This window comes from Acinetobacter sp. NS-4, assembly GCF_037402435.1.
Taxonomy (GTDB): Bacteria; Pseudomonadota; Gammaproteobacteria; order Pseudomonadales; family Moraxellaceae; genus Acinetobacter.
Window position 1 is genome coordinate 179,577 of record NZ_JBBEUE010000005.1, and the last position, 18,352, is coordinate 197,928.

At 40.5% G+C, this 18,352-nt stretch carries 21 protein-coding genes; 10 read left to right on the forward strand and 11 right to left on the reverse strand.

The window, feature by feature from the left end; translation table 11 throughout:
- Nucleotides 1-273: 273 nt before the first annotated feature.
- Nucleotides 274-699 (reverse strand): internalin, encoded by a 426-nt coding sequence (locus tag WAE57_RS06130; protein WP_337709187.1) that lies wholly within the window; start codon nt 697-699, stop codon nt 274-276.
- A 226-nt stretch (nt 700-925) separates the two neighbouring features.
- Between WAE57_RS06130 and WAE57_RS06135 the strand changes: the two genes are divergently transcribed.
- The 7 genes from WAE57_RS06135 to WAE57_RS06165 all read left to right on the forward strand — a co-directional run bounded on the left by WAE57_RS06135 (nt 926) and on the right by WAE57_RS06165 (nt 7,848).
- A complete protein-coding gene (locus WAE57_RS06135) occupies nt 926-2,566 on the forward strand; it encodes a CTP synthase (protein ID WP_086174229.1) in 1,641 nt (546 codons plus the stop codon).
- Nucleotides 2,567-2,598: 32 nt separating this feature from the next.
- Nucleotides 2,599-3,456: a 3-deoxy-8-phosphooctulonate synthase gene (kdsA, locus tag WAE57_RS06140; RefSeq protein WP_337709190.1), complete on the forward strand. Its 858-nt coding sequence runs from the start codon at nt 2,599-2,601 to the stop codon at nt 3,454-3,456.
- Between the two features lie 64 nt (nt 3,457-3,520).
- Nucleotides 3,521-4,810, forward strand: a complete 1,290-nt coding sequence (eno, locus tag WAE57_RS06145) for a phosphopyruvate hydratase (protein WP_086197812.1) — start codon at nt 3,521-3,523, stop codon at nt 4,808-4,810.
- A gap of 17 nt (nt 4,811-4,827) precedes the next feature.
- The gene (gene ftsB / locus WAE57_RS06150) at nt 4,828-5,223 is read left to right on the forward strand and encodes a cell division protein FtsB (RefSeq protein WP_086174226.1); all 396 of its coding nucleotides are present in this window, start codon (nt 4,828-4,830) and stop codon (nt 5,221-5,223) included.
- On the forward strand, nt 5,189-5,905 hold the full coding sequence (ispD, locus tag WAE57_RS06155) for a 2-C-methyl-D-erythritol 4-phosphate cytidylyltransferase (protein WP_337709193.1): 717 nt from the start codon (nt 5,189-5,191) through the stop codon (nt 5,903-5,905). The genes ftsB and ispD overlap by 35 nt, the downstream gene beginning before the upstream one ends.
- A gap of 82 nt (nt 5,906-5,987) precedes the next feature.
- On the forward strand, nt 5,988-7,124 hold the full coding sequence (rodA, locus tag WAE57_RS06160) for a rod shape-determining protein RodA (protein WP_337709195.1): 1,137 nt from the start codon (nt 5,988-5,990) through the stop codon (nt 7,122-7,124).
- A gap of 49 nt (nt 7,125-7,173) precedes the next feature.
- Nucleotides 7,174-7,848: a hypothetical protein gene (locus WAE57_RS06165; RefSeq protein WP_337709197.1), complete on the forward strand. Its 675-nt coding sequence runs from the start codon at nt 7,174-7,176 to the stop codon at nt 7,846-7,848.
- Between the two features lie 47 nt (nt 7,849-7,895).
- Here the strand turns inward: WAE57_RS06165 and WAE57_RS06170 are convergent, their stop codons facing one another.
- The 10 genes from WAE57_RS06170 to WAE57_RS06215 all read right to left on the reverse strand — a co-directional run bounded on the left by WAE57_RS06170 (nt 7,896) and on the right by WAE57_RS06215 (nt 15,876).
- Complete coding sequence (locus tag WAE57_RS06170) at nt 7,896-8,192, reverse strand: cyd operon YbgE family protein (protein WP_131214359.1); 297 nt, start codon at nt 8,190-8,192, stop codon at nt 7,896-7,898.
- Between the two features lie 3 nt (nt 8,193-8,195).
- A complete protein-coding gene (gene cydX, locus WAE57_RS06175; protein WP_002120988.1) occupies nt 8,196-8,297 on the reverse strand; it encodes a cytochrome bd-I oxidase subunit CydX in 102 nt (33 codons plus the stop codon).
- A 32-nt stretch (nt 8,298-8,329) separates the two neighbouring features.
- Nucleotides 8,330-9,475, reverse strand: a complete 1,146-nt coding sequence (gene cydB, locus WAE57_RS06180) for a cytochrome d ubiquinol oxidase subunit II (protein WP_086174221.1) — start codon at nt 9,473-9,475, stop codon at nt 8,330-8,332.
- Nucleotides 9,472-11,058, reverse strand: coding sequence for a cytochrome ubiquinol oxidase subunit I (locus tag WAE57_RS06185; protein WP_086174220.1), 1,587 nt, complete (start codon nt 11,056-11,058; stop codon nt 9,472-9,474). Before WAE57_RS06185 ends, cydB begins: the two co-directional genes overlap by 4 nt.
- Complete coding sequence (gene cydP / locus WAE57_RS06190) at nt 11,058-11,249, reverse strand: cytochrome oxidase putative small subunit CydP (protein ID WP_086174219.1); 192 nt, start codon at nt 11,247-11,249, stop codon at nt 11,058-11,060. The genes WAE57_RS06185 and cydP overlap by 1 nt, the downstream gene beginning before the upstream one ends.
- Before the next feature lie 447 nt (nt 11,250-11,696).
- Entirely contained in the window at nt 11,697-12,800 is a 1,104-nt protein-coding gene (locus WAE57_RS06195; RefSeq protein WP_337709251.1) for a porin, read from the reverse strand.
- 305 nt (nt 12,801-13,105) lie between these two features.
- Complete coding sequence (locus WAE57_RS06200) at nt 13,106-13,519, reverse strand: HIT family protein (protein ID WP_237786408.1); 414 nt, start codon at nt 13,517-13,519, stop codon at nt 13,106-13,108.
- A gap of 31 nt (nt 13,520-13,550) precedes the next feature.
- A complete protein-coding gene (locus WAE57_RS06205) occupies nt 13,551-13,820 on the reverse strand; it encodes a YARHG domain-containing protein (protein WP_337709254.1) in 270 nt (89 codons plus the stop codon).
- Between the two features lie 81 nt (nt 13,821-13,901).
- Nucleotides 13,902-14,774 (reverse strand): NAD(P)-dependent oxidoreductase, encoded by an 873-nt coding sequence (locus tag WAE57_RS06210; RefSeq protein ID WP_337709256.1) that lies wholly within the window; start codon nt 14,772-14,774, stop codon nt 13,902-13,904.
- Nucleotides 14,775-14,784: 10 nt separating this feature from the next.
- Nucleotides 14,785-15,876 (reverse strand): alpha/beta fold hydrolase, encoded by a 1,092-nt coding sequence (locus tag WAE57_RS06215; RefSeq protein ID WP_337709313.1) that lies wholly within the window; start codon nt 15,874-15,876, stop codon nt 14,785-14,787.
- A 139-nt stretch (nt 15,877-16,015) separates the two neighbouring features.
- Between WAE57_RS06215 and WAE57_RS06220 the strand changes: the two genes are divergently transcribed.
- From WAE57_RS06220 to recR, 3 genes are read left to right on the forward strand one after another with little or no spacing between them, the layout of a single operon-like run.
- Complete coding sequence (locus tag WAE57_RS06220; RefSeq protein WP_337709315.1) at nt 16,016-17,203, forward strand: O-succinylhomoserine sulfhydrylase; 1,188 nt, start codon at nt 16,016-16,018, stop codon at nt 17,201-17,203.
- Between the two features lie 42 nt (nt 17,204-17,245).
- Nucleotides 17,246-17,575: a YbaB/EbfC family nucleoid-associated protein gene (locus WAE57_RS06225; protein WP_086197792.1), complete on the forward strand. Its 330-nt coding sequence runs from the start codon at nt 17,246-17,248 to the stop codon at nt 17,573-17,575.
- A gap of 12 nt (nt 17,576-17,587) precedes the next feature.
- Nucleotides 17,588-18,184: a recombination mediator RecR gene (recR, locus tag WAE57_RS06230; protein ID WP_086174212.1), complete on the forward strand. Its 597-nt coding sequence runs from the start codon at nt 17,588-17,590 to the stop codon at nt 18,182-18,184.
- Nucleotides 18,185-18,352: the final 168 nt, after the last annotated feature.

The following is an 18,352-nucleotide window of genomic DNA, read 5'->3' on the forward strand; positions in this document are numbered from 1 at the left end:
AAAATACATTATAAAATGTTATAATGTTTTGATTGATATTTTTGAGGAATTGATTTGTGGATATTTTGAAATTCATTAAAAGTTTTAATAATGTAAATACGTACTTATTAATATCAATCTTGATTTTAATATTTTTTGTTGTGTATTTTTATTATATTAAACCGGTTTAATGGATTGTGGGGGGTAATCATAATTTTATTTATTATGTTGGTTGATATCTATAAAATAATAAAAACCCAGTGATTTTACTGGGTTTTTATATATAAATAAAATTTAGTTTTCAAGTGCAGGAGTTGCAGCCGCAATGGCAGCAGCAACGGCATCATCTTCAGATTGTGCTTCATTATTAGATTTAGCTGATGCTTCTGAAGTCGGCTTTGGTTCGGCTTTCGGAGCTTCAGTTTTAGGGGCTGCTTCAGTAGCCGGCTTTTGTTGCGGTGCGTCACGTACTTCACGACGAATTTCAGTCGTGGTATTTGCTGTTTCCTGACGTTCAACTTCTACCTGTGTTGGAATTTGGGTTTCGTTATTTTCAACAGCTTCTAAAGGTTCTGCTTGTGCAGGTTGATCCAATTGTTCAGTTTGTTGAGTTGTTTCAACCTGTTCTTGCTCATCTTCCTTTGGTGTTTCTTTTTTTACACACGCTGTTAAAAGTAAACCTGCTGCAATGGCACCACAAAGTAAAAGTTTCTTATTCATAATCGCACAAAATAAAGCATTAATTGGATGTTGCCATTATAACAGCAATTACGAATATGAAAATCCTATGAAGTTACTCTAATTTTTTATCGGAAATGCTGATAGAATAACCAATTGTTTATTGTTCTATGAATTGATGCGGAATGACTTTGCTTTATTGGTACAGAGTAAAGTAAAATCGCACAACATTGTAGGCCAATTTAGGCTCCATTGTACGAGAAACTTAATGACCCATTTTATTTTCGTTACTGGTGGTGTTGTATCATCACTAGGTAAAGGTATTTCAGCTGCATCTGTGGCTGCGCTTTTAGAAGCCCGTGGTTTAAAAGTGACCATGGTCAAAATGGATCCATACATTAATGTCGATCCAGGGACGATGAGTCCGTTCCAACACGGTGAAGTTTTTGTCACAGAGGATGGTGCGGAAACTGACTTGGACTTGGGTTATTACGAACGTTTCTTACGTCGTGCGAAAATGACCAAATTGAATAACTTCACATCAGGTCGTGTTTATCAGGATGTTTTAAATAAAGAACGCCGTGGTGACTATCTGGGTGGTACTGTTCAGGTTATTCCACATATTACTGATAATATTAAAGAACGTGTGCTTCGCGCTGGCGAAGGTTATGATGTTGCCATTGTTGAAATTGGCGGCACAGTAGGTGACATTGAATCTCTCCCATTCATGGAATCTGTACGTCAGTTAATGGTAGAACTTGGTCATAAACGCACGATGCTTATGCATTTGACCTTACTTCCATACATCAAGTCAGCAGCAGAGCTCAAAACCAAGCCTACCCAACACTCTGTAAAAGAGCTGTTGTCTATTGGTATTCAACCAGACATCCTGATCTGCCGTACCGAACATGATGTTGATGCCGATACCACTCGCAAAATTGCGTTATTTACCAACGTTGAAGCGCGTGCAGTTGTGGTATGTAAAGATGCCCGTTCTATTTATCAAATCCCGCGTACCTTCTATGAACAAAACGTTGATGATTTAATCTGTGAACGTTTTGGCTATAACGACCTTCCAGAAGCAGACCTTTCTGACTGGGATCATGTTGTAGACGCGTTATTGAACCCTGAATACACTGTGCGTGTTGCAATGGTTGGTAAATACGTTGAGCTTCCAGATGCATATAAATCTGTAAACGAAGCACTTTTACACGCTGGTATTAAAAACCGTGTGAAAGTTCAAATCGACTATGTCAATGCTGAAGAACTTGAAAGCCAAGATGTAAGCGAAGTATTGAAAGATGCTGATGCAATCCTGGTTCCGGGTGGTTTTGGTGAACGTGGTACTGAAGGCAAAATGCAAGCGATTAAATTCGCACGTGAAAACGGTGTGCCATTCTTGGGTATCTGTTTAGGTATGCAGTTGGCTGTAATCGAATACGCACGTAATGTTGCAGGTATTCCTGATGCTACTTCTACTGAATTTAACCGTTCTACTAAATCACCTTTAATTGGTTTGATTACTGAATGGTTAGATGAACGTGGTGAAGTTCAACAACGTAATGTTGATTCAGACCTTGGCGGTACCATGCGTCTGGGTGCTCAAAAATCTGAACTGGTTGTGGGTACTAAAACTTGTGACGTGTACGGTTCAGCAGAAATCATTGAACGTCACCGTCACCGTTACGAAATGAACAACCGCTATATTCCAGTGCTTGAAGAAAAAGGCATGAAGATTTCAGGTTATTCACCAGTACAACATTTGGTAGAAACAGTTGAAATTCCTCAACATCCTTGGTTTATTGCTGTACAATTCCATCCGGAATTTACAAGTTCACCACGTGATGGGCACCCATTATTTGCCAGCTTTATTGATGCTGCGAAAAAACAGTACCAAAAAACCAAATAATGGCTGGGCAAGACTAAACTAGGAAAGTTTAAATGTCGCAATTAAAACCACAAGAAATTGTACGTTTAGGCGATATACAAATGGCAAATCACTTGCCATTTGTATTATTCGGCGGAATGAATGTACTTGAGTCAAAAGACCTCGCTTTTGAAATTGCAGAAACTTATGTAGATATCTGCAAACGTTTGGACATTCCTTACGTGTTTAAAGCAAGTTTTGATAAGGCCAACCGTTCAAGTTTGAACTCTTTCCGTGGCCCAGGCCTGGAAAAAGGGATTGAATGGTTAGCAGACATTAAAAAACACTTTAATGTACCCATCATTACCGATGTGCATGAGCCATATCAGGCTGCTCCTGTGGCAGAAGTTGCTGACATTATTCAGTTGCCTGCATTTTTAAGTCGACAGACTGATCTGGTTGAAGCAATGGCAAAAACAGATGCCATTATCAACATCAAAAAAGCACAATTCCTTGCACCGCATGAAATGCGTCATATCATGAACAAGTGTTTGGAAGCGGGTAATGATAAATTGATTTTATGTGAGCGCGGCTCAGCATTTGGTTACAACAATCTTGTTGTCGATATGCTTGGCTTTGACACCATGAAACAAATGAATGTCCCAGTGTTCTTTGATGTCACCCATGCGCTACAAACCCCAGGTGGGCGTGAAGACTCTGCTGGCGGTCGTCGTGCGCAGATTGCCACATTGGCACGTGCAGGTATGGCAACTGGTTTGGCTGGTTTGTTCTTAGAAGGACATCCAGATCCGGACAAAGCCAAATGTGATGGTCCATGTGCATTACGTATGTCACAACTTGAGCCATTCTTGGCGCAATTGAAAGAATTAGATACTTTGGTGAAAGGCTTTCAAAAGCTCGACACACACTAAACTCAATTTACATTGATGCGTCTTTTTGACGCATCATCTTTATTAATCAACTGAGGAATTGTTCATGAGCCAAATCGTTGACATTCGTGCACGTGAAATTTTGGACTCTCGTGGTAACCCTACCATCGAAGCTGACGTAATCTTAGCCTCTGGCGTAGTAGGCCGTGCATGTGCACCATCTGGTGCTTCAACTGGTTCTCGTGAAGCTTTAGAACTTCGTGATGGCGATAAAGCACGTTATTTAGGTAAAGGTGTTAAAACTGCGGTTAACAACGTAAACACTGTAATCCGTGATGCTTTGCTTGGTAAATCTGTATTCGAACAAAAAGACATCGATAACACGATGATTGCTTTAGACGGTACTGAAAACAAAGAAAAACTAGGTGCTAACGCAACTTTAGCGGTGTCTTTGGCTGCTGCACGTGCTGCTGCTGATGAAAAGAAAATTCCTCTTTTCCAATACATCGCAGACCTTCGCAACAACTCAATCTTGACTATGCCTGTACCAATGATGAACATCATCAATGGTGGTTCACATGCAGACAACAACGTTGATATTCAAGAGTTTATGATTGAGCCTGTAGGTTTCACTTCATTTGCTGAAGCGTTACGTGCCGGTGCTGAAATCTTCCATTCTTTGAAATCAGTATTAAACAAAAAAGGTTTAAACACTGCTGTGGGTGATGAAGGTGGTTTCGCGCCAAACCTTCGTTCTAACGAAGAAGCGATCACTGTAATTCTTGAAGCAATTGGTCAAACTGGCTACAAAGCAGGTTCTGACATCATGCTTGCGCTTGACTGTGCATCTTCAGAATTCTACAAAAATGGTCAATACATTCTTGCGGGCGAAGGCAACAAGGCTTTCACAAGCAACGAATTCTCTGACTATTTAGCTGGTTTAGTAAAACAATACCCAATTATCTCTATTGAAGATGGTTTGGATGAGTCGGACTGGGAAGGTTGGTCTTACCTGACTTCAATCTTGGGCGATAAAATCCAGTTGGTTGGTGATGACTTGTTCGTTACAAATCCTAAGATTTTACAACGCGGTATTAATGAGAAAGTGGCTAACTCTATTCTTATTAAATACAACCAAATCGGTACTTTGACTGAAACTTTAGATGCAATCTACCTTGCGAAAGCAAATGGTTACTCTACAGTGATTTCACACCGTTCTGGTGAAACTGAAGATTCAACTATTGCGGATCTTGCAGTAGGTACTGGCGCTGGTCAAATCAAGACTGGTTCACTTTGCCGTTCTGACCGTGTAGCGAAATATAACCAATTACTTCGTATTGAAGAATTGACTAATGCTGCTTATCGCGGTAAAGCTGAGTTCAAAGGTTTGAACTAAGCGACTGAATGCCATTTATGTTAAATGTATTCGACTCTTTAATGAGTAAAGTATTATTGGGCCTTGCGATCATTTTGATCGCAGGGTTTCAGTACTTGTTTTGGTTTGGTGAAGGTGGTTACCATGACCATCAGAAGCTGGCACAAAAAATTCAACAACAAACAGAATTAAATACCGAACTCAAAGAACGTAATCGAGTTCTGGCTGCAGAAGTCTATGACTTGAAAAATGGTATTGAAGCCATTGAAGAGCATGCACGTTTAGATTTGGGCTTGATCAAGCCACATGAAACTTTTGTGCAAATGAGCACCATTGGTACTCACTATAAACCGATTTATATTGATCCAAATGCCAAAGTTGATTTAAGAACAAATGAGAATGACACTGGAGCACCAGTCGAAGATGAACCCTAAAATATGGGCAGTCATTCCTGCTGCTGGTTCCGGAAGTCGTTTTTCTAAAACAGAACTTAAACAATACCAAGTCATTCAAGATCGAACCGTACTTGAACATACCGTTGCGCGTCTGAATCAGTTGCCTTTGGCAGGTTATGTTCTTGCTATTGGGGCACAGGATGATGTTGCAAAAACCTTAACATTTTCAAATCCTGAAAAGGCTCATTTTTGTTCGGGCGGTGCAGAGCGGGTCAATTCGGTTCTCAATGCCTTAAGCTATCTTGGCGCATTTGCAGCTGAAGAGGATTGGGTATTTGTACATGATGCCGCACGTCCATGTGTGACTCAAGATTGTCTGAACCGTTTGGTTAATACCGCTATTCAGGAAAATTGCAGTGCAATTTTGGCCATTCCTGTGCGTGATACTTTGAAATATGTTGCACATGAAAATGCGATTGATAAGACGGTTAGTCGCAATCATTTATGGCAAGCACAAACTCCTCAAATCTCCCGATTAGGCATTTTGAAGTATGCGATTGAAAACGCATTGCAGGATGGCATGACCATTACTGACGAAGCTAGTGCTCTGGAGTATATAGGTGAGCAGGTGAAAGTAGTACAGGGGCGATCAGATAATATCAAGATTACCTATGCTGATGATCTGGAACTGGCAAAACTGATTTTAATGGCGCAAAAATAAAATAAAAATGGCTACAGATGTATAATCTGAATAACTTTAATTTTATAATTTCTTACCTCATCCACACGTTCAAATATTTCAAATGATACCATCACCCCAGTATCGTTTTTTACGTCACTCATTACGTGATGGTAGAAGCATCAAACATGACTCATCCCGATGGACTAGATTGCATTTAGATCCATGGTTGCTTTCTTTTTTAATATTGAATGCAGCTTTGGGGTTGATGGTGGTTTATAGTGCGACAATGCAAGATAACAGCATGGTGATTCGCCAAGCCACAAGTTTTGCTGTGGGCTTCATCCTCATGTTTTTATGTGCCCAAGTTCCTCCCAAAGTTTATCAGGCTGCAAGTCCCTATTTTTATATCATCTCACTGGTACTGCTGATGCTGGTTTTGGTGATTGGGGATACCCGTTTGGGAGCAAAACGCTGGCTGACCATTCCCGGTATTGGCAGTATGCAGCCGAGTGAGTTGATGAAGTTTTCCATGCCGCTGATGATGGCATGGTATTTTTCGCGTCGTGCATTCCCGCCCAAGTTTGGTAATATCGTGATTGGGTTAATCTTGATGATGATTCCCTTTGTTTTGGTGGCTTTGCAGCCCGATTTGAATATTGGCTTAATTATTCCGGGTATTTTTGCTTTATTCCTGTGTGGAATGTCATGGCGTTTAATTTTAGCTGCATTGACTGCCTTGGCAGTGGCAGCACCAGTATTATGGATGTTTGTATTACAAGCCTATCAAAAGAAACGTGTGCTGACTTTATTTGATCCGGAGTCTGATGCACTGGGGGCGGGCTGGAATATCATTCAGTCTAAAATTGCCATTGGTTCTGGCGGCTTAACCGGTAAAGGGTATTTAACTGGAACACAGTCGCATTTGGGTTATTTACCTGAACATCATACCGATTTTATTATGTCGACCTATGCTGAAGAATATGGCTTTGTAGGTGTATTTTTATTATTCAGCCTTTTTGCAGCTATTATTATTCGTTGTCTCATGATCGGGCTGAACAGTTTTCATAACTTTGGCCGTTTGTTTGCAGGTTCGATTGGTCTGACTTTCTTTTTCTTTGTCTTTTTAAATTCAGGCATGGCTAGCGGTATTTTACCTGTGACTGGAGATCCATTGCCATTGATGAGTTATGGCGGTTCGGCAGTGATTGCTTTACTGGCCAGTATGGGTATTGTGATGTCGATTCATACACATCGTTGATGATGAAATAAACCGGATTTGATATCCGGTTTTTTATTGGGGGATATAAATGGATTTATTTGAACAATCTCTGAGAATGGTTAATGAATTAAATCAAGAGTTATCCCAGTCTGAATTTGTAGATGGCGGGATGCGTTTAAATTTGGTATATCAATGTTGCGATATATCGATTGAACATGGATTAGCAGTTAAAACATTGTTAGAAGCTGAACTGTTTACATCAGCTCTTGCATTGTTTCGTACACAATTTGAATCTTTGGTACGTGCTTATTGGATATTATTTGCAGCAACGGATGAGCAAGTGAATGAGTTGGGTATGATGAATTCAATAGAGCAGTTCACTTTAAAAGAACATAAAAGTATTAGCCGTTTTACTGCAACACCAATGATTGAAGCTTTGAAGGGAATTCAGGAAATAAAGCATATTGTTGAGCAACTCGAAGAGTTCAAGTTGTTCTCTTTAGATTATCTCAATTCAATTGTACATAGCGGGAAGCAAACATTTTTGCGTCATACATTTGGCTTGAGTAATGAACACAAAAAAATGGTCATTAAGCAATCTAATAATTTAACGATGATGGTTGCACAAATTTATTTAAAGCATACTTTGCCTGATCGTCAAAAGCTTATTCAGGTTTTTATTCAAAAGTATCGTGAATGTTTTATGTTACCTGAAGATATATCAGAAGAAGAACGACAAAAGATTTTAGCGCGTTATAAATAGACATAAAAAAGCCCTCAATTGAGGGCTTTTTAAATTTCGAGAATATATTAGGTGAGGAACCAGGTGTAATAACCCCAGATCATCAACGGCCATGCGATATATGGGCTAAACAGCCATTTCCACAGCCAGAACTTAGGCAGAAATCCTACTCCGTAAATAAATCCACCTGAAATGCCAATCATGATCATCATTAATGCGCTATGGTTATAGTGACCATTGGCATCTAGCATGAGTGCAGGGTGAATCAATAGCACCGTAGCAAGTGGCAATGCCATCAAAAACGAAATGGCCATTACAAATTTATTTGGCTTGCTTTCTTCTGCTGTCATTGCGATTTCTGTCATGGTTTATTCCTCATCTAAATCTTGATGATGTTCGATATAAAGGGCACTTAATACGCCTGCAAAGCACGCCATTAAAATCCCGAGAATCCAAGCAAAATACCACATATTGAATAACTCCTAGTTTTTCTAACACAGCCTTAGTAGAGGCTGTGTGAATTTTCTTGAACGTGTTTGTTGGTAATAACGCCCCACATTTTGTAGTAACACCAGGTGGTGTAGCACAAAATGATGGGCACAAAAATACACGCTGCAACAGTCATTACAGTTAGTGTATTTTTACTTGATACCGCATCCCACATGGTCAAGCTGGCAACAGGGTTGATGCTTGAAGGCATAAGGAATGGGAACAATGCAAAACCAGCAGTTAAAATAGCACCAATTACAGCAAGTGATGAACCAAGGAAGCTTAAACCGGCTTTAGCTTTACCTGCAGCAAGCACCACAATTAATCCACCTAAAATACCAGCAATAGGTGCAATTTTAGTGATTGGATATGTAGTGTAGTTATTCATCCAGCCGTGGTTGGCATTGGTAATGACTTCTTTGGCAAGCGGGTTTGCAACACCATTGGTATTAAATGGTTGAGCTAGGCTATAACCTTCAATACCACCGAAGTATAACCATGCGCCAGCACCCAGGAAGCAGACTAGGAACACTACACCCATCAACTGAGTTGCTTTAGCAGAACGTGCACGTAAGTCACCATCTGTACGAAGCATCAACCAGGCACCACCATGCGCGCACAGCATAGATAGGCTGACCAAACCACAAACAATGGCAAACGGATTAAGCAGTGCAAAGAAGCTGCCAGTATAAGTTGAACGTACTGTTTCATCTAAAGTGAAGGGTACGCCTAAGAACATATTACCGAAGGCAACACCGAACACTAAAGCAGGAACTGCACCACCAACAGCTAAACCCCAATCCCAGGAGGTACGCCATTTTTTATTTTCAAGTTTTGAGCGGTAGTCAAAACCAACTGGACGTAAGAACAGGGCAAAGAGAACTAGGAGTAATGCCCAGTACATTCCAGAGAATGCTGTTGCATAGACCATTGGCCATGCTGCAAACAGTGCACCACCTGCAGTAATGAACCAGACCTGGTTACCGTCCCAGTGTGGAGCAATCGTATTGATTGCGGCACGACGTTCTTCATCGTTTTTGCCCACGAATGGCATGATTGCCATGGAGCCCATATCGAAGCCATCAGTGAGGGCAAAGCCAATCAGTAGTACACCAACCAGAACCCACCAGATGATTTTGAGTAATTCATATTCGATCATGATTGAGCCTCCGCAGCAGCGTGGTTTTGATCATCAGCTTTTTCAAAATGGTATTTGCCAGTATGTAAAGAACTTGGGCCTAAGCGAGCAAATTTAATCATCAAGTACATTTCGATAATCAGAAGTACTGTATAGAATGCTGCAAGTGCTAAGATTGAACCCCAAATATCACCAGTACTTAAGCTTGAAGCAGAAAGATGTGTAGGTAAAACCTCACCAATGGTCCACGGTTGACGGCCACCTTCAGCCACATACCAGCCAGTTTGTGTAGCAATCCAAGGCAGTGGAAGACCGTAAAGTGCAAATTTAAGTAACCATGGTTTGTTTTCTGCATTGCGTTTAGCTACTGCATAAGTTGCAAGGACGAATAGCAACAACATTAAGAAACCAGAAGCCACCATCGCACGGAACGAGAAGAACAGGGCAGTTACGTTAGGAACAGTATCCTTGGTTGCTGCTTTGATTTGCTCTTCAGAAGCATCTACTACATTTGGTGTATATTTTTTAAGAAGTAAGCCGTAACCCAAGTCTTTTTGATTTTCTTTGAAAGAAGCCATCAGCGCTGGTGAGCGATCGCCTGCACGAAGTTTTTCAAGTTCGCTATATGCAATCATACCGTTACGGATACGAAGCTCATGTTGAACCATCAGGTCTTTTAGGCCAGTCACTTCTTTATTAAGAGAACGAGTGGCAATAATACCCATCACATATGGAATTTTGATGGCGTAATCAGTGCGTTGTTCTTCCCGATTTGGAATACCAAACAAGGTAAATGGTGCAGGTGCTGGGTGAGTTTCCCATTCTGCTTCAATTGCAGCTAATTTGGTTTTTTGCACATCGCCAAGTTCATAACCTGATTCATCACCAAGCAGAATCACTGAAAGAGTAGAAGCTAAACCAAAGATTGCAGCGATCGCGAAAGAACGGCGTGCAAAAGGAACATCGCGTTTTTTGAGCAAGTAGAAACTGGAAATCGCTAAAACGAAAACTGCACCAGTCACATAACCTGAAGATACGGTGTGGACAAATTTAACCTGAGCCACCGGGTTGAAAATCAGTGCGCCGAAGTCAACCAGTTCCATACGCATGGTTTCAAAGTTGAATGCTGCACCGACAGGGTTTTGCATCCAGCCATTGGCAACTAAAATCCAAAGTGCCGACATATTGGAACCGAGTGCAACCAGCCAGGTCACGCCTAAATGCTGAACTTTAGAAAGTCGATCCCAGCCGAAGAAGAATAGACCAATAAAAGTCGATTCCAAGAAAAACGCCATTAATCCTTCAATAGCCAGTGGTGCACCGAAAATATCACCCACGTAGTGTGAGTAATACGCCCAGTTTGTACCAAACTGGAACTCCATGGTTAAGCCTGTAGTTACCCCTAAGGCAAAGTTAATACCAAAAAGTTTTCCCCAGAATTTGGTCATGTCTTTATAAATTTCTTTACCGGAAATCACATAAGTGGTTTCCATAATGGCAAGAATAAAAGCCAGACCAAGAGTGAGAGGTACAAATATAAAGTGATACAACGCGGTCATTGCAAATTGGAACCGCGAGAGATCGACCACGCTTTCAGAAATCATCAACGTGTCTCCTTGATTGGGGAAGGATTGCCAGCAATATGCTCGGCAACTTGATTGTCAAAATTTTGAGGAATGGTAGGGGCGTCGAACCAGATATGTTTAATCGTTAGCAAGAGGGCAACCTTAATTATTAAAATGATTGCGATCTCACGAACTAATCTTTGATTGAAATCTTTGGGTATTAAGCTCATGCACATAAGCCTATTTTTTAAAACATAATGTGTATTATTAAACAAAAAATAACTAAAAATAAATAGATTGAACAATTAAAATAAAAATATATTATTTTTAATTTTAAAAACAATAACATATATCTTTGTTGTGTTAAAAATTATACTAATTTTTTGTCATTATAAAGTTGACTAAAACACTGCGTATTTAATTTTTAATTCTGACTAAAATACTTATATACTTTTAAATCCAACTAAAACACTTGTATCTTTTTAGGAGATATAACCAATTAACTGATAATGGTTCTTGTTTAAATTTCCATTTAATATGTTCTGTGTAAATTCAATTAAACATCTTGACTTATAAAATGTAGGATAGATGGGAGAAGAAGTGAAGATTCTTGCATCAAAAAAAAGACCACACGAATGTGGTCTTTTTAATAGCTGGTTTAAGTAGATGAAGAGGGCTTAGAAATTATATTCCATACCCAGGCCAATCACAGTTTTCTTATCGTCTTTTGTTAACCAGTCACGTTTCTGTTGAGCAACTACGCCATAGAAACGTGCTTGTTTATTAAGATTATAGTCAACACCTACGCCATATTGGTCGATTTGACGGTCAGATTTACTATCTACAGAAGTATTGGCAGATAGATATTCAGCCTTTAATTTCCATGGTGTAGATGGAATCGCATAAGCGGTAGTAATACCGTAAGCATCTTCTTGTAAACCTTTATAAGAGGTGATTGTGGTAACAGGAGGAGTGCCACTTGTGCTTGATGTTGTTACCGTATCGTCAGTTGGTTGAGCAGTTTGCCATAGAGCACCTAAAACCAGACCGTTTACACCAGCTTTGCTTAAATCAACAGAACCAGTTACACGAACTGCATCTGAATATATACCTGTTAGGCTATAAGCGTTGTATTTGCCTGCCACACCAAAGTTACCCGCGATTGCTGCAGCCACACCATAGTCTTTGTTTTCATAGCTAAGTGAAGTTGAAATGCCATCACCAAAACCACTGCGTTTGCCTTTTTGACCTTTACTGTCATTGTTGGTCGCTGAATCTTCACCTTGCTGCGCCATAATATTGAATTGCAGGCCGCCAAGTAACTTTTTATCAGTTTCAAAACCGATTGCGTTATTTAAACGATCTTCACCATATAGCATGCTGGTCATGTCAAGGTGGTTGTGATCGTTAAAAATATCTTGGTTATTGCCTGCAGCAGTTTTGAAGTAAGAATCGTAGTTACCCGCTTTTAATGTACCGATATCGGCAAATTTAAGACCCAAGAAGCGGTTACGCATTCCCCAGTCTTTATCTTTATTACCATCAGTTGAAACTTCCCATTCAGCTAAATACACTGCCGACATCTTGTCAGTTAATTTTTCTTCGCCTTTTACCCCTAAACGTGAAGCATTAGAGTTTATTTCTGTAACGTTTTTGCCATCAAATTTACTGTTGTCAACTTGGTCTAAGGTAACATTTAATTTACCGTACAAAGTTGGCGCTGCTTGTGCTGCACTCATCCCCATAGCCGCTACAACAGCAGCGAGAAGCAATTTTTTCATTGAGATTTCTCCAAAAAACGGTTCTAAATGGCATTCGCCTTACTTAACACTTCTTTTTAGTTTGCTTAAGTACAAAAAGTTACAGAAGCTCACCAACTTGCTATGCAGTATCTGCAAACTTTATGACAGGGAGGTGAAAGCTATATGACAGTTTTATGACGATGGAAATTACTTTAATTAATATTTTTTATTATTTTTCAGTTATTTAATTTTTATTTAAAATCCATGAGATAAAGTTGGATAATCCCAGATATAAAAAATGGAGCATAGGCTCCATTTTTGACAAGTTAAAATTCTAGTGAATTTTAAAGTTCAGCTTTAATTCTTTCCGCTAATGCTTGGATTTTTTCTTGATCACCCATGTGTAAAGCATGTTTGCCCAATTCATGAACCGAACTTGGAATGAGGTGGAAATGTACATGCGGAACCGTTTGACCCGCAGATGCACCTGACAGCTGCATGAGTACAATCCCTTGAACATCAAGTGCTATTTTCATCGCTTGGGCAACTTTTTGCACAATTTGAATTGTGTAAGCAGCAGCGTCAGGCGGTAGATCTAGCAATGTTATCGCAGGTGTTTTAGGGATGACCAGCGTGTGACCTTCAGCTTGTGGCATGATGTCCATGAAAGCCAGAACCTGGTCATCTTCGTACACTTTAATTGCAGGAAGTTCATTACGAATAATTCGTGCAAAAATATTCTGATCATCGTAAAGCATGTCTAATCCTTGAAGTGATTGGGTACTGTAGTTATTTACAGTTCAATTCTTTCTGACGATCTTTGATGGCGTCAAGTCGTTGTTGCTCTTTTTCTGAAAATTTTGGTTTAGTTGTATAGCAATTGTCATTGCCAAACTTCGCCTTGGCTTCAGGATCTTTAAAGCAAAAACCTTTAGATGCATAAATGACATCATGGTCATTTTTCAATTTTTGACATTCTTGCTCGGCCGTCGCGGCAAATGCCGTTGCCCCAAAAAAAGTTGCAAAACTAGCCAACATTGCAACAGTAAACTTAATCATGAGGGTTTCCTCTAATGGAATATTGTGTAGAACACTTCTACACAATATTAGGTTTCTTTATTATTATTCAATGGCGAGTTATTACTCAAGTGTAATTTTACTCCAGGATTCATACATTTTCACAGCGCTAGAAAAGTCACTGTCTTTTTCTGCTAAATTGCTGGCTGCCTGAATCAGACTTTGGGTTAAGGCAATCACGGGTGCAGAAAGTTTAGCTTCACGAATCAGATCCAGAGCAATTCCTGTATCTTTAGCCAATAACGGCAGGGCGAAGGTCAGTGGAAATTCGCGGTTTAAAACGCGTTGTGGCAATACAGTTTCAGTCACGCCACTTTTACCACTCGATGCATTAATGCAGTCTAAAGCTTCATTTAGGTTGACGCCATGGGCTTTTAATGTCGTAAAGCCTTCTGCAGCAGAACAAAGATTTACCGCCAATAACATATTGTTTACCGCTTTAACCGCGAAACCTGCACCTGATTCACCGACATGTTTAATCAGTTGGCCAAAGGCTTGAATTGCGGGCAGGGCTTTTTTAAAAGCACTGGCTTCACCGCCAATCATTACCGTCAAGCTGCCTTTTTCAGCACCAATGGTTTGACCACTAACTGGTGCATCCAGAAAGTCTACATTAAGTGCTTTTAAATGCTGGCTCAGTTTTTTTGCTGATGCGGGTACACCACTGGTGCAATCGACCCATATAGCACCAGGTTTGATGTTGATATTTGCAATCAGGTTTTCGACTTCTTTACTGGTTGGCAAACATGAAAAAATGACATCTGCCTGTACAGCTTGCTCAAGTTCTACAGCTTGGGTGCCATATTCAGTTGCATGTTGCTTGGCTTTTTCGAAATTGCGGTTCCATACATACACCGTATCGAAATGTTGAGGTAAATGGGCTGCCATACGGTAACCCATTGCGCCTAAGCCGATAAATGCAACTGACTGAATCATGATGTATCCCTTATATTTTGCTCGATCTCTGTTTTAGCCAGGTAGTCATAAATGGCCAGAACTCGTTGGCACTGGACTGGCTTGACATTAAGCCCAAATGACCACCCGGGATGAGAGTAAACGTGACATCCTGGCTATTTGTCAATTCAATTAAGGGCTTAACTGCCTCTTTAGATACGATCTGGTCGCTACGACCCGCACCTACCAATAAAGAGCAGTCTATATTTTTTAATTCGATATTCTTATCTTGTAATGTAATAACGCCGTTTTTTAGCGGGTTTTGTAGCCAGACATTAAAAATCATGTCCTGATTGATGCCACCTGGGTAGTCAATCATCCGGTTCAGAAAATTGCCCATGGTGGCATGTTCATATAAGGCTTGCGGATTATCCAGGTTTGCTAAAAGCTGCTTTTGGCTCTGAATCCATCCTATAGGATCAATCATTTTAAAACCCAGTGAATTGAGTATACCGGGGCTATGAATCAGATGCTTGGGTACGGTTCCTGAGTAAATTTTGTTTTGCAAGGCTTTATTTTTGGCAATCAGTTGATTGACCTTTTGAAAAAGTTTGCCGGTACGACCCGAGGCATGACTGTCTACAGGACTGCCCAATACAATTAAATTTTTAACGTGGCTCGGTTTTTGCAATGCGCAATACAGCATGACAAATACACCGGCCATACTCCAGCCATGCAGTGAAATTTGATCACTATGCGAGTGAGTTCGGATCTGGTCTATACAATGCGGAATCGCATCGTCAATAAATGACATGAAATTGAGAAAGCGATCTTTATAGTTATATCGACCCCATTCCAGCAGATAGACATCAAAGCCACTATGTTGAAAATGCTTGACCAGAGAGCGGTAAGGATAAAGGTCATAAATAGCCATGTTGATTGCAAGAGGTGCAACAAAAACCAGTGGTTCTTTATATTGTTTATCGGGTGAGGCGTAATAGCGCACCCGGGTTTTCTTGTATTCGCCAATCACTTCATATGCGGTGGTTTGTGACAAAACCAGTGAGCCTGAATCAAACAAGCGGGTAGATAAGTTTTTGAGTTTGCTTTTATGTTGCGCAATTTTATTTTTAACTTGAATCATTGCTGGGCATACTGACATCTGAGTGGATTGATCGAAGTGTAGGCGATATTTATGCATTATACCTTGACCTTAAATGCCATAGGCGCTCAAAATGTTGGCAATTATTAGCAACGGCAGTCCACAGGACTGGGTAGAGAAGATGAGCCAACAAGACGACATTGAATACCAATTAGACACTTTAGCCATTCGTACAGGTCATACACGCAGTTTTGAAGGTGAACACGGCGAGCCGATCTTCCTGACTTCATCATTCGTCTATGAAAATGCCGCAGAAGCCGCAGCTAAATTTTCAGGTCAGGAACCTGGCAATATCTATTCGCGCTTTACCAATCCTACTGTTGCAATGTTTGAAAAACGTCTTGCGGCTTTGGAAGGAGCTGAACGTGCAGTGGCAACCAGTTCTGGTATGGCAGCAATCATGGCTGTGGCAATGTCATACTTGAAATTGGGTGCTCATGTGATCTGTTCACGTGCTGTGTTTGGTTCAACGGTTTCCCTGTTTGAAAAATATGTGGCTAAATTTGGTGTAAGTGTCGATTTTGTCGATTTAACCGATCTTGATGCATGGAAAAATGCCATCAAACCTGAAACCAAATTGCTGTTTGTTGAATCTCCATCCAACCCATTAGCTGAAGTGGCGGATATTCAGGCCTTGGCCGATATTGCCCACGCCAATGGTGCATTGCTGGCAATTGACAACAGCTTCTGTACTCCTGTTTTACAGCGACCTATTCAATTTGGTGCGGACTTAGTCATTTACTCGGCAACCAAATATCTGGATGGTCAAGGACGTGCTTTGGGTGGTGCTGTGGTGGGTAATCATAAACTGCTTGAAGAAGTATTTGGTTATGTGCGTACTACTGGTCCATCTATGAGTCCATTCAATGCCTGGGTGTTCTTGAAAGGCCTGGAAACTTTACGTTTACGTATGAAAGCGCATTCAGAAGGCGCACAAAAGCTGGCTGAATTCCTAAATCAGCACGACAAAGTCGAAAAAGTATATTACGCTGGTTTGCCTTCACATGTCGGTCATGAACTTGCAGCTAAACAACAAAGCGGCTTTGGCGGGATTGTGTCATTTGAAGTGAAAGGTGGCCGTGAAGGGGCTTGGAAAGTGGTCGACAACACCCAATTTATTTCAATTACTGGTAACCTGGGTGATGCCAAATCCACCATTACCCATCCAGCAACCACTACTCACGGTAAGCTTTCACCTGAAGCCAAAGAAGCTGCAGGTATTCGTGAAGGTTTAATTCGTGTATCTGTTGGTTTAGAAGATATTGATGATATTATTCGCGACATTGGTCGTGGTTTAGATTTAATCTAATTTATAAACATTAATTTAGTAATTGATTGTTCGGAGAATTTTATGAACATTAATATGTTGATGCAGCAAGCACAGCGCATGCAGAAAGATGTTGAAAACAACATGAAAAAAGCCAAAGAACAGCTTGCACAAACTGAAGTCCAGGCTGAAGCAGGCGGTGGCTTGGTTAAAGTGACCATGACTTGCCGCAATGTGGTGAAACGTATCGAAATCAGCCCTGAATTGCTTCAAGATGATGCCGACATGATTGAAGATTTAATCGCAGCTGCAATGAATGATGCGGCACGTCAGGCTGAAGCCATTTCTGAAGAAAAAATGAAAGCGGCTAATTCTGGTATGGGCTTGCCACCAGGCCTTGCTGGTTTATTCTAAGGAATACGCCCAGTGTTTAGTGATCGATTTGATCAACTGGTTCAAGCTTTACGTATTTTGCCAAGTGTTGGGCCGAAATCGGCTCAGCGCATGGCATTGCATCTGATCATGAAAAACCGTGAAGGTGCAGTCGGCTTGGCACATGCTTTGAATGAAGCCACGACCTATATTCATGAATGTAGTGTTTGTCATTCACTGACAGAAAATGAAGTGTGTGACATTTGCCTGTCGCATGAGCGCGATGATCAGCTACTCTGTGTGGTGGAATCACCTGCGGATGTCATGGCGATTGAGCAAAGTGGCAGTTTTCGTGGCAAGTACCATGTACTGGGTGGGCATTTGTCGCCGCTGGATGGTATTGGCCCTGAAGAAATCGGGATTCCTTATCTGATTCAGCGCCTAAGTCAGGGTACTGTTTCTGAAGTGATATTGGCAACCAATGCTACTGTAGAAGGTCAGGCGACAGCACATTATCTGGTTGAAGCCACCAAGCATTTGCCTGTACAGATGACCCGGATAGCTCAAGGTGTTCCTCAAGGAGGAGAGCTTGAATATGTCGATAGTCATACCTTAAGTCAGGCGGTGCATAATCGTATGCGTATGAAATAAGTACTTAGGTGCTTATTTTATCATTTAAGATATGAAACAAGACTTAAGTAACATTTATTTGAATTTAATTTAAACTTATACAAAAAATATATAAAAAATGGTTGCCTTTTTAAAAAAATACTTATAAATAGAGAATATACGGACCAAATGTAAATTTAGTTATATCTA

Bases quoted from the DNA above. Each gene is read 5' to 3' on its own strand.
- WAE57_RS06130 (WP_337709187.1), bottom strand. From the start codon at position 699: ATGAATAAGAAACTTTTACTTTGTGGTGCCATTGCAGCAGGTTTACTT.
- WAE57_RS06135 (WP_086174229.1), top strand. From the start codon at position 926: ATGACCCATTTTATTTTCGTTACTGGTGGTGTTGTATCATCACTAGGT.
- kdsA (WP_337709190.1), top strand. From the start codon at position 2,599: ATGTCGCAATTAAAACCACAAGAAATTGTACGTTTAGGCGATATACAA.
- eno (WP_086197812.1), top strand. From the start codon at position 3,521: ATGAGCCAAATCGTTGACATTCGTGCACGTGAAATTTTGGACTCTCGT.
- ftsB (WP_086174226.1), top strand. From the start codon at position 4,828: ATGTTAAATGTATTCGACTCTTTAATGAGTAAAGTATTATTGGGCCTT.
- ispD (WP_337709193.1), top strand. From the start codon at position 5,189: ATGACACTGGAGCACCAGTCGAAGATGAACCCTAAAATATGGGCAGTC.
- rodA (WP_337709195.1), top strand. From the start codon at position 5,988: ATGATACCATCACCCCAGTATCGTTTTTTACGTCACTCATTACGTGAT.
- WAE57_RS06165 (WP_337709197.1), top strand. From the start codon at position 7,174: ATGGATTTATTTGAACAATCTCTGAGAATGGTTAATGAATTAAATCAA.
- WAE57_RS06170 (WP_131214359.1), bottom strand. From the start codon at position 8,192: ATGACAGAAATCGCAATGACAGCAGAAGAAAGCAAGCCAAATAAATTT.
- cydX (WP_002120988.1), bottom strand. From the start codon at position 8,297: ATGTGGTATTTTGCTTGGATTCTCGGGATTTTAATGGCGTGCTTTGCA.
- cydB (WP_086174221.1), bottom strand. From the start codon at position 9,475: ATGATCGAATATGAATTACTCAAAATCATCTGGTGGGTTCTGGTTGGT.
- WAE57_RS06185 (WP_086174220.1), bottom strand. From the start codon at position 11,058: ATGATTTCTGAAAGCGTGGTCGATCTCTCGCGGTTCCAATTTGCAATG.
- cydP (WP_086174219.1), bottom strand. From the start codon at position 11,249: ATGAGCTTAATACCCAAAGATTTCAATCAAAGATTAGTTCGTGAGATC.
- WAE57_RS06195 (WP_337709251.1), bottom strand. From the start codon at position 12,800: ATGAAAAAATTGCTTCTCGCTGCTGTTGTAGCGGCTATGGGGATGAGT.
- WAE57_RS06200 (WP_237786408.1), bottom strand. From the start codon at position 13,519: ATGCTTTACGATGATCAGAATATTTTTGCACGAATTATTCGTAATGAA.
- WAE57_RS06205 (WP_337709254.1), bottom strand. From the start codon at position 13,820: ATGATTAAGTTTACTGTTGCAATGTTGGCTAGTTTTGCAACTTTTTTT.
- WAE57_RS06210 (WP_337709256.1), bottom strand. From the start codon at position 14,774: ATGATTCAGTCAGTTGCATTTATCGGCTTAGGCGCAATGGGTTACCGT.
- WAE57_RS06215 (WP_337709313.1), bottom strand. From the start codon at position 15,876: ATGATTCAAGTTAAAAATAAAATTGCGCAACATAAAAGCAAACTCAAA.
- WAE57_RS06220 (WP_337709315.1), top strand. From the start codon at position 16,016: ATGAGCCAACAAGACGACATTGAATACCAATTAGACACTTTAGCCATT.
- WAE57_RS06225 (WP_086197792.1), top strand. From the start codon at position 17,246: ATGAACATTAATATGTTGATGCAGCAAGCACAGCGCATGCAGAAAGAT.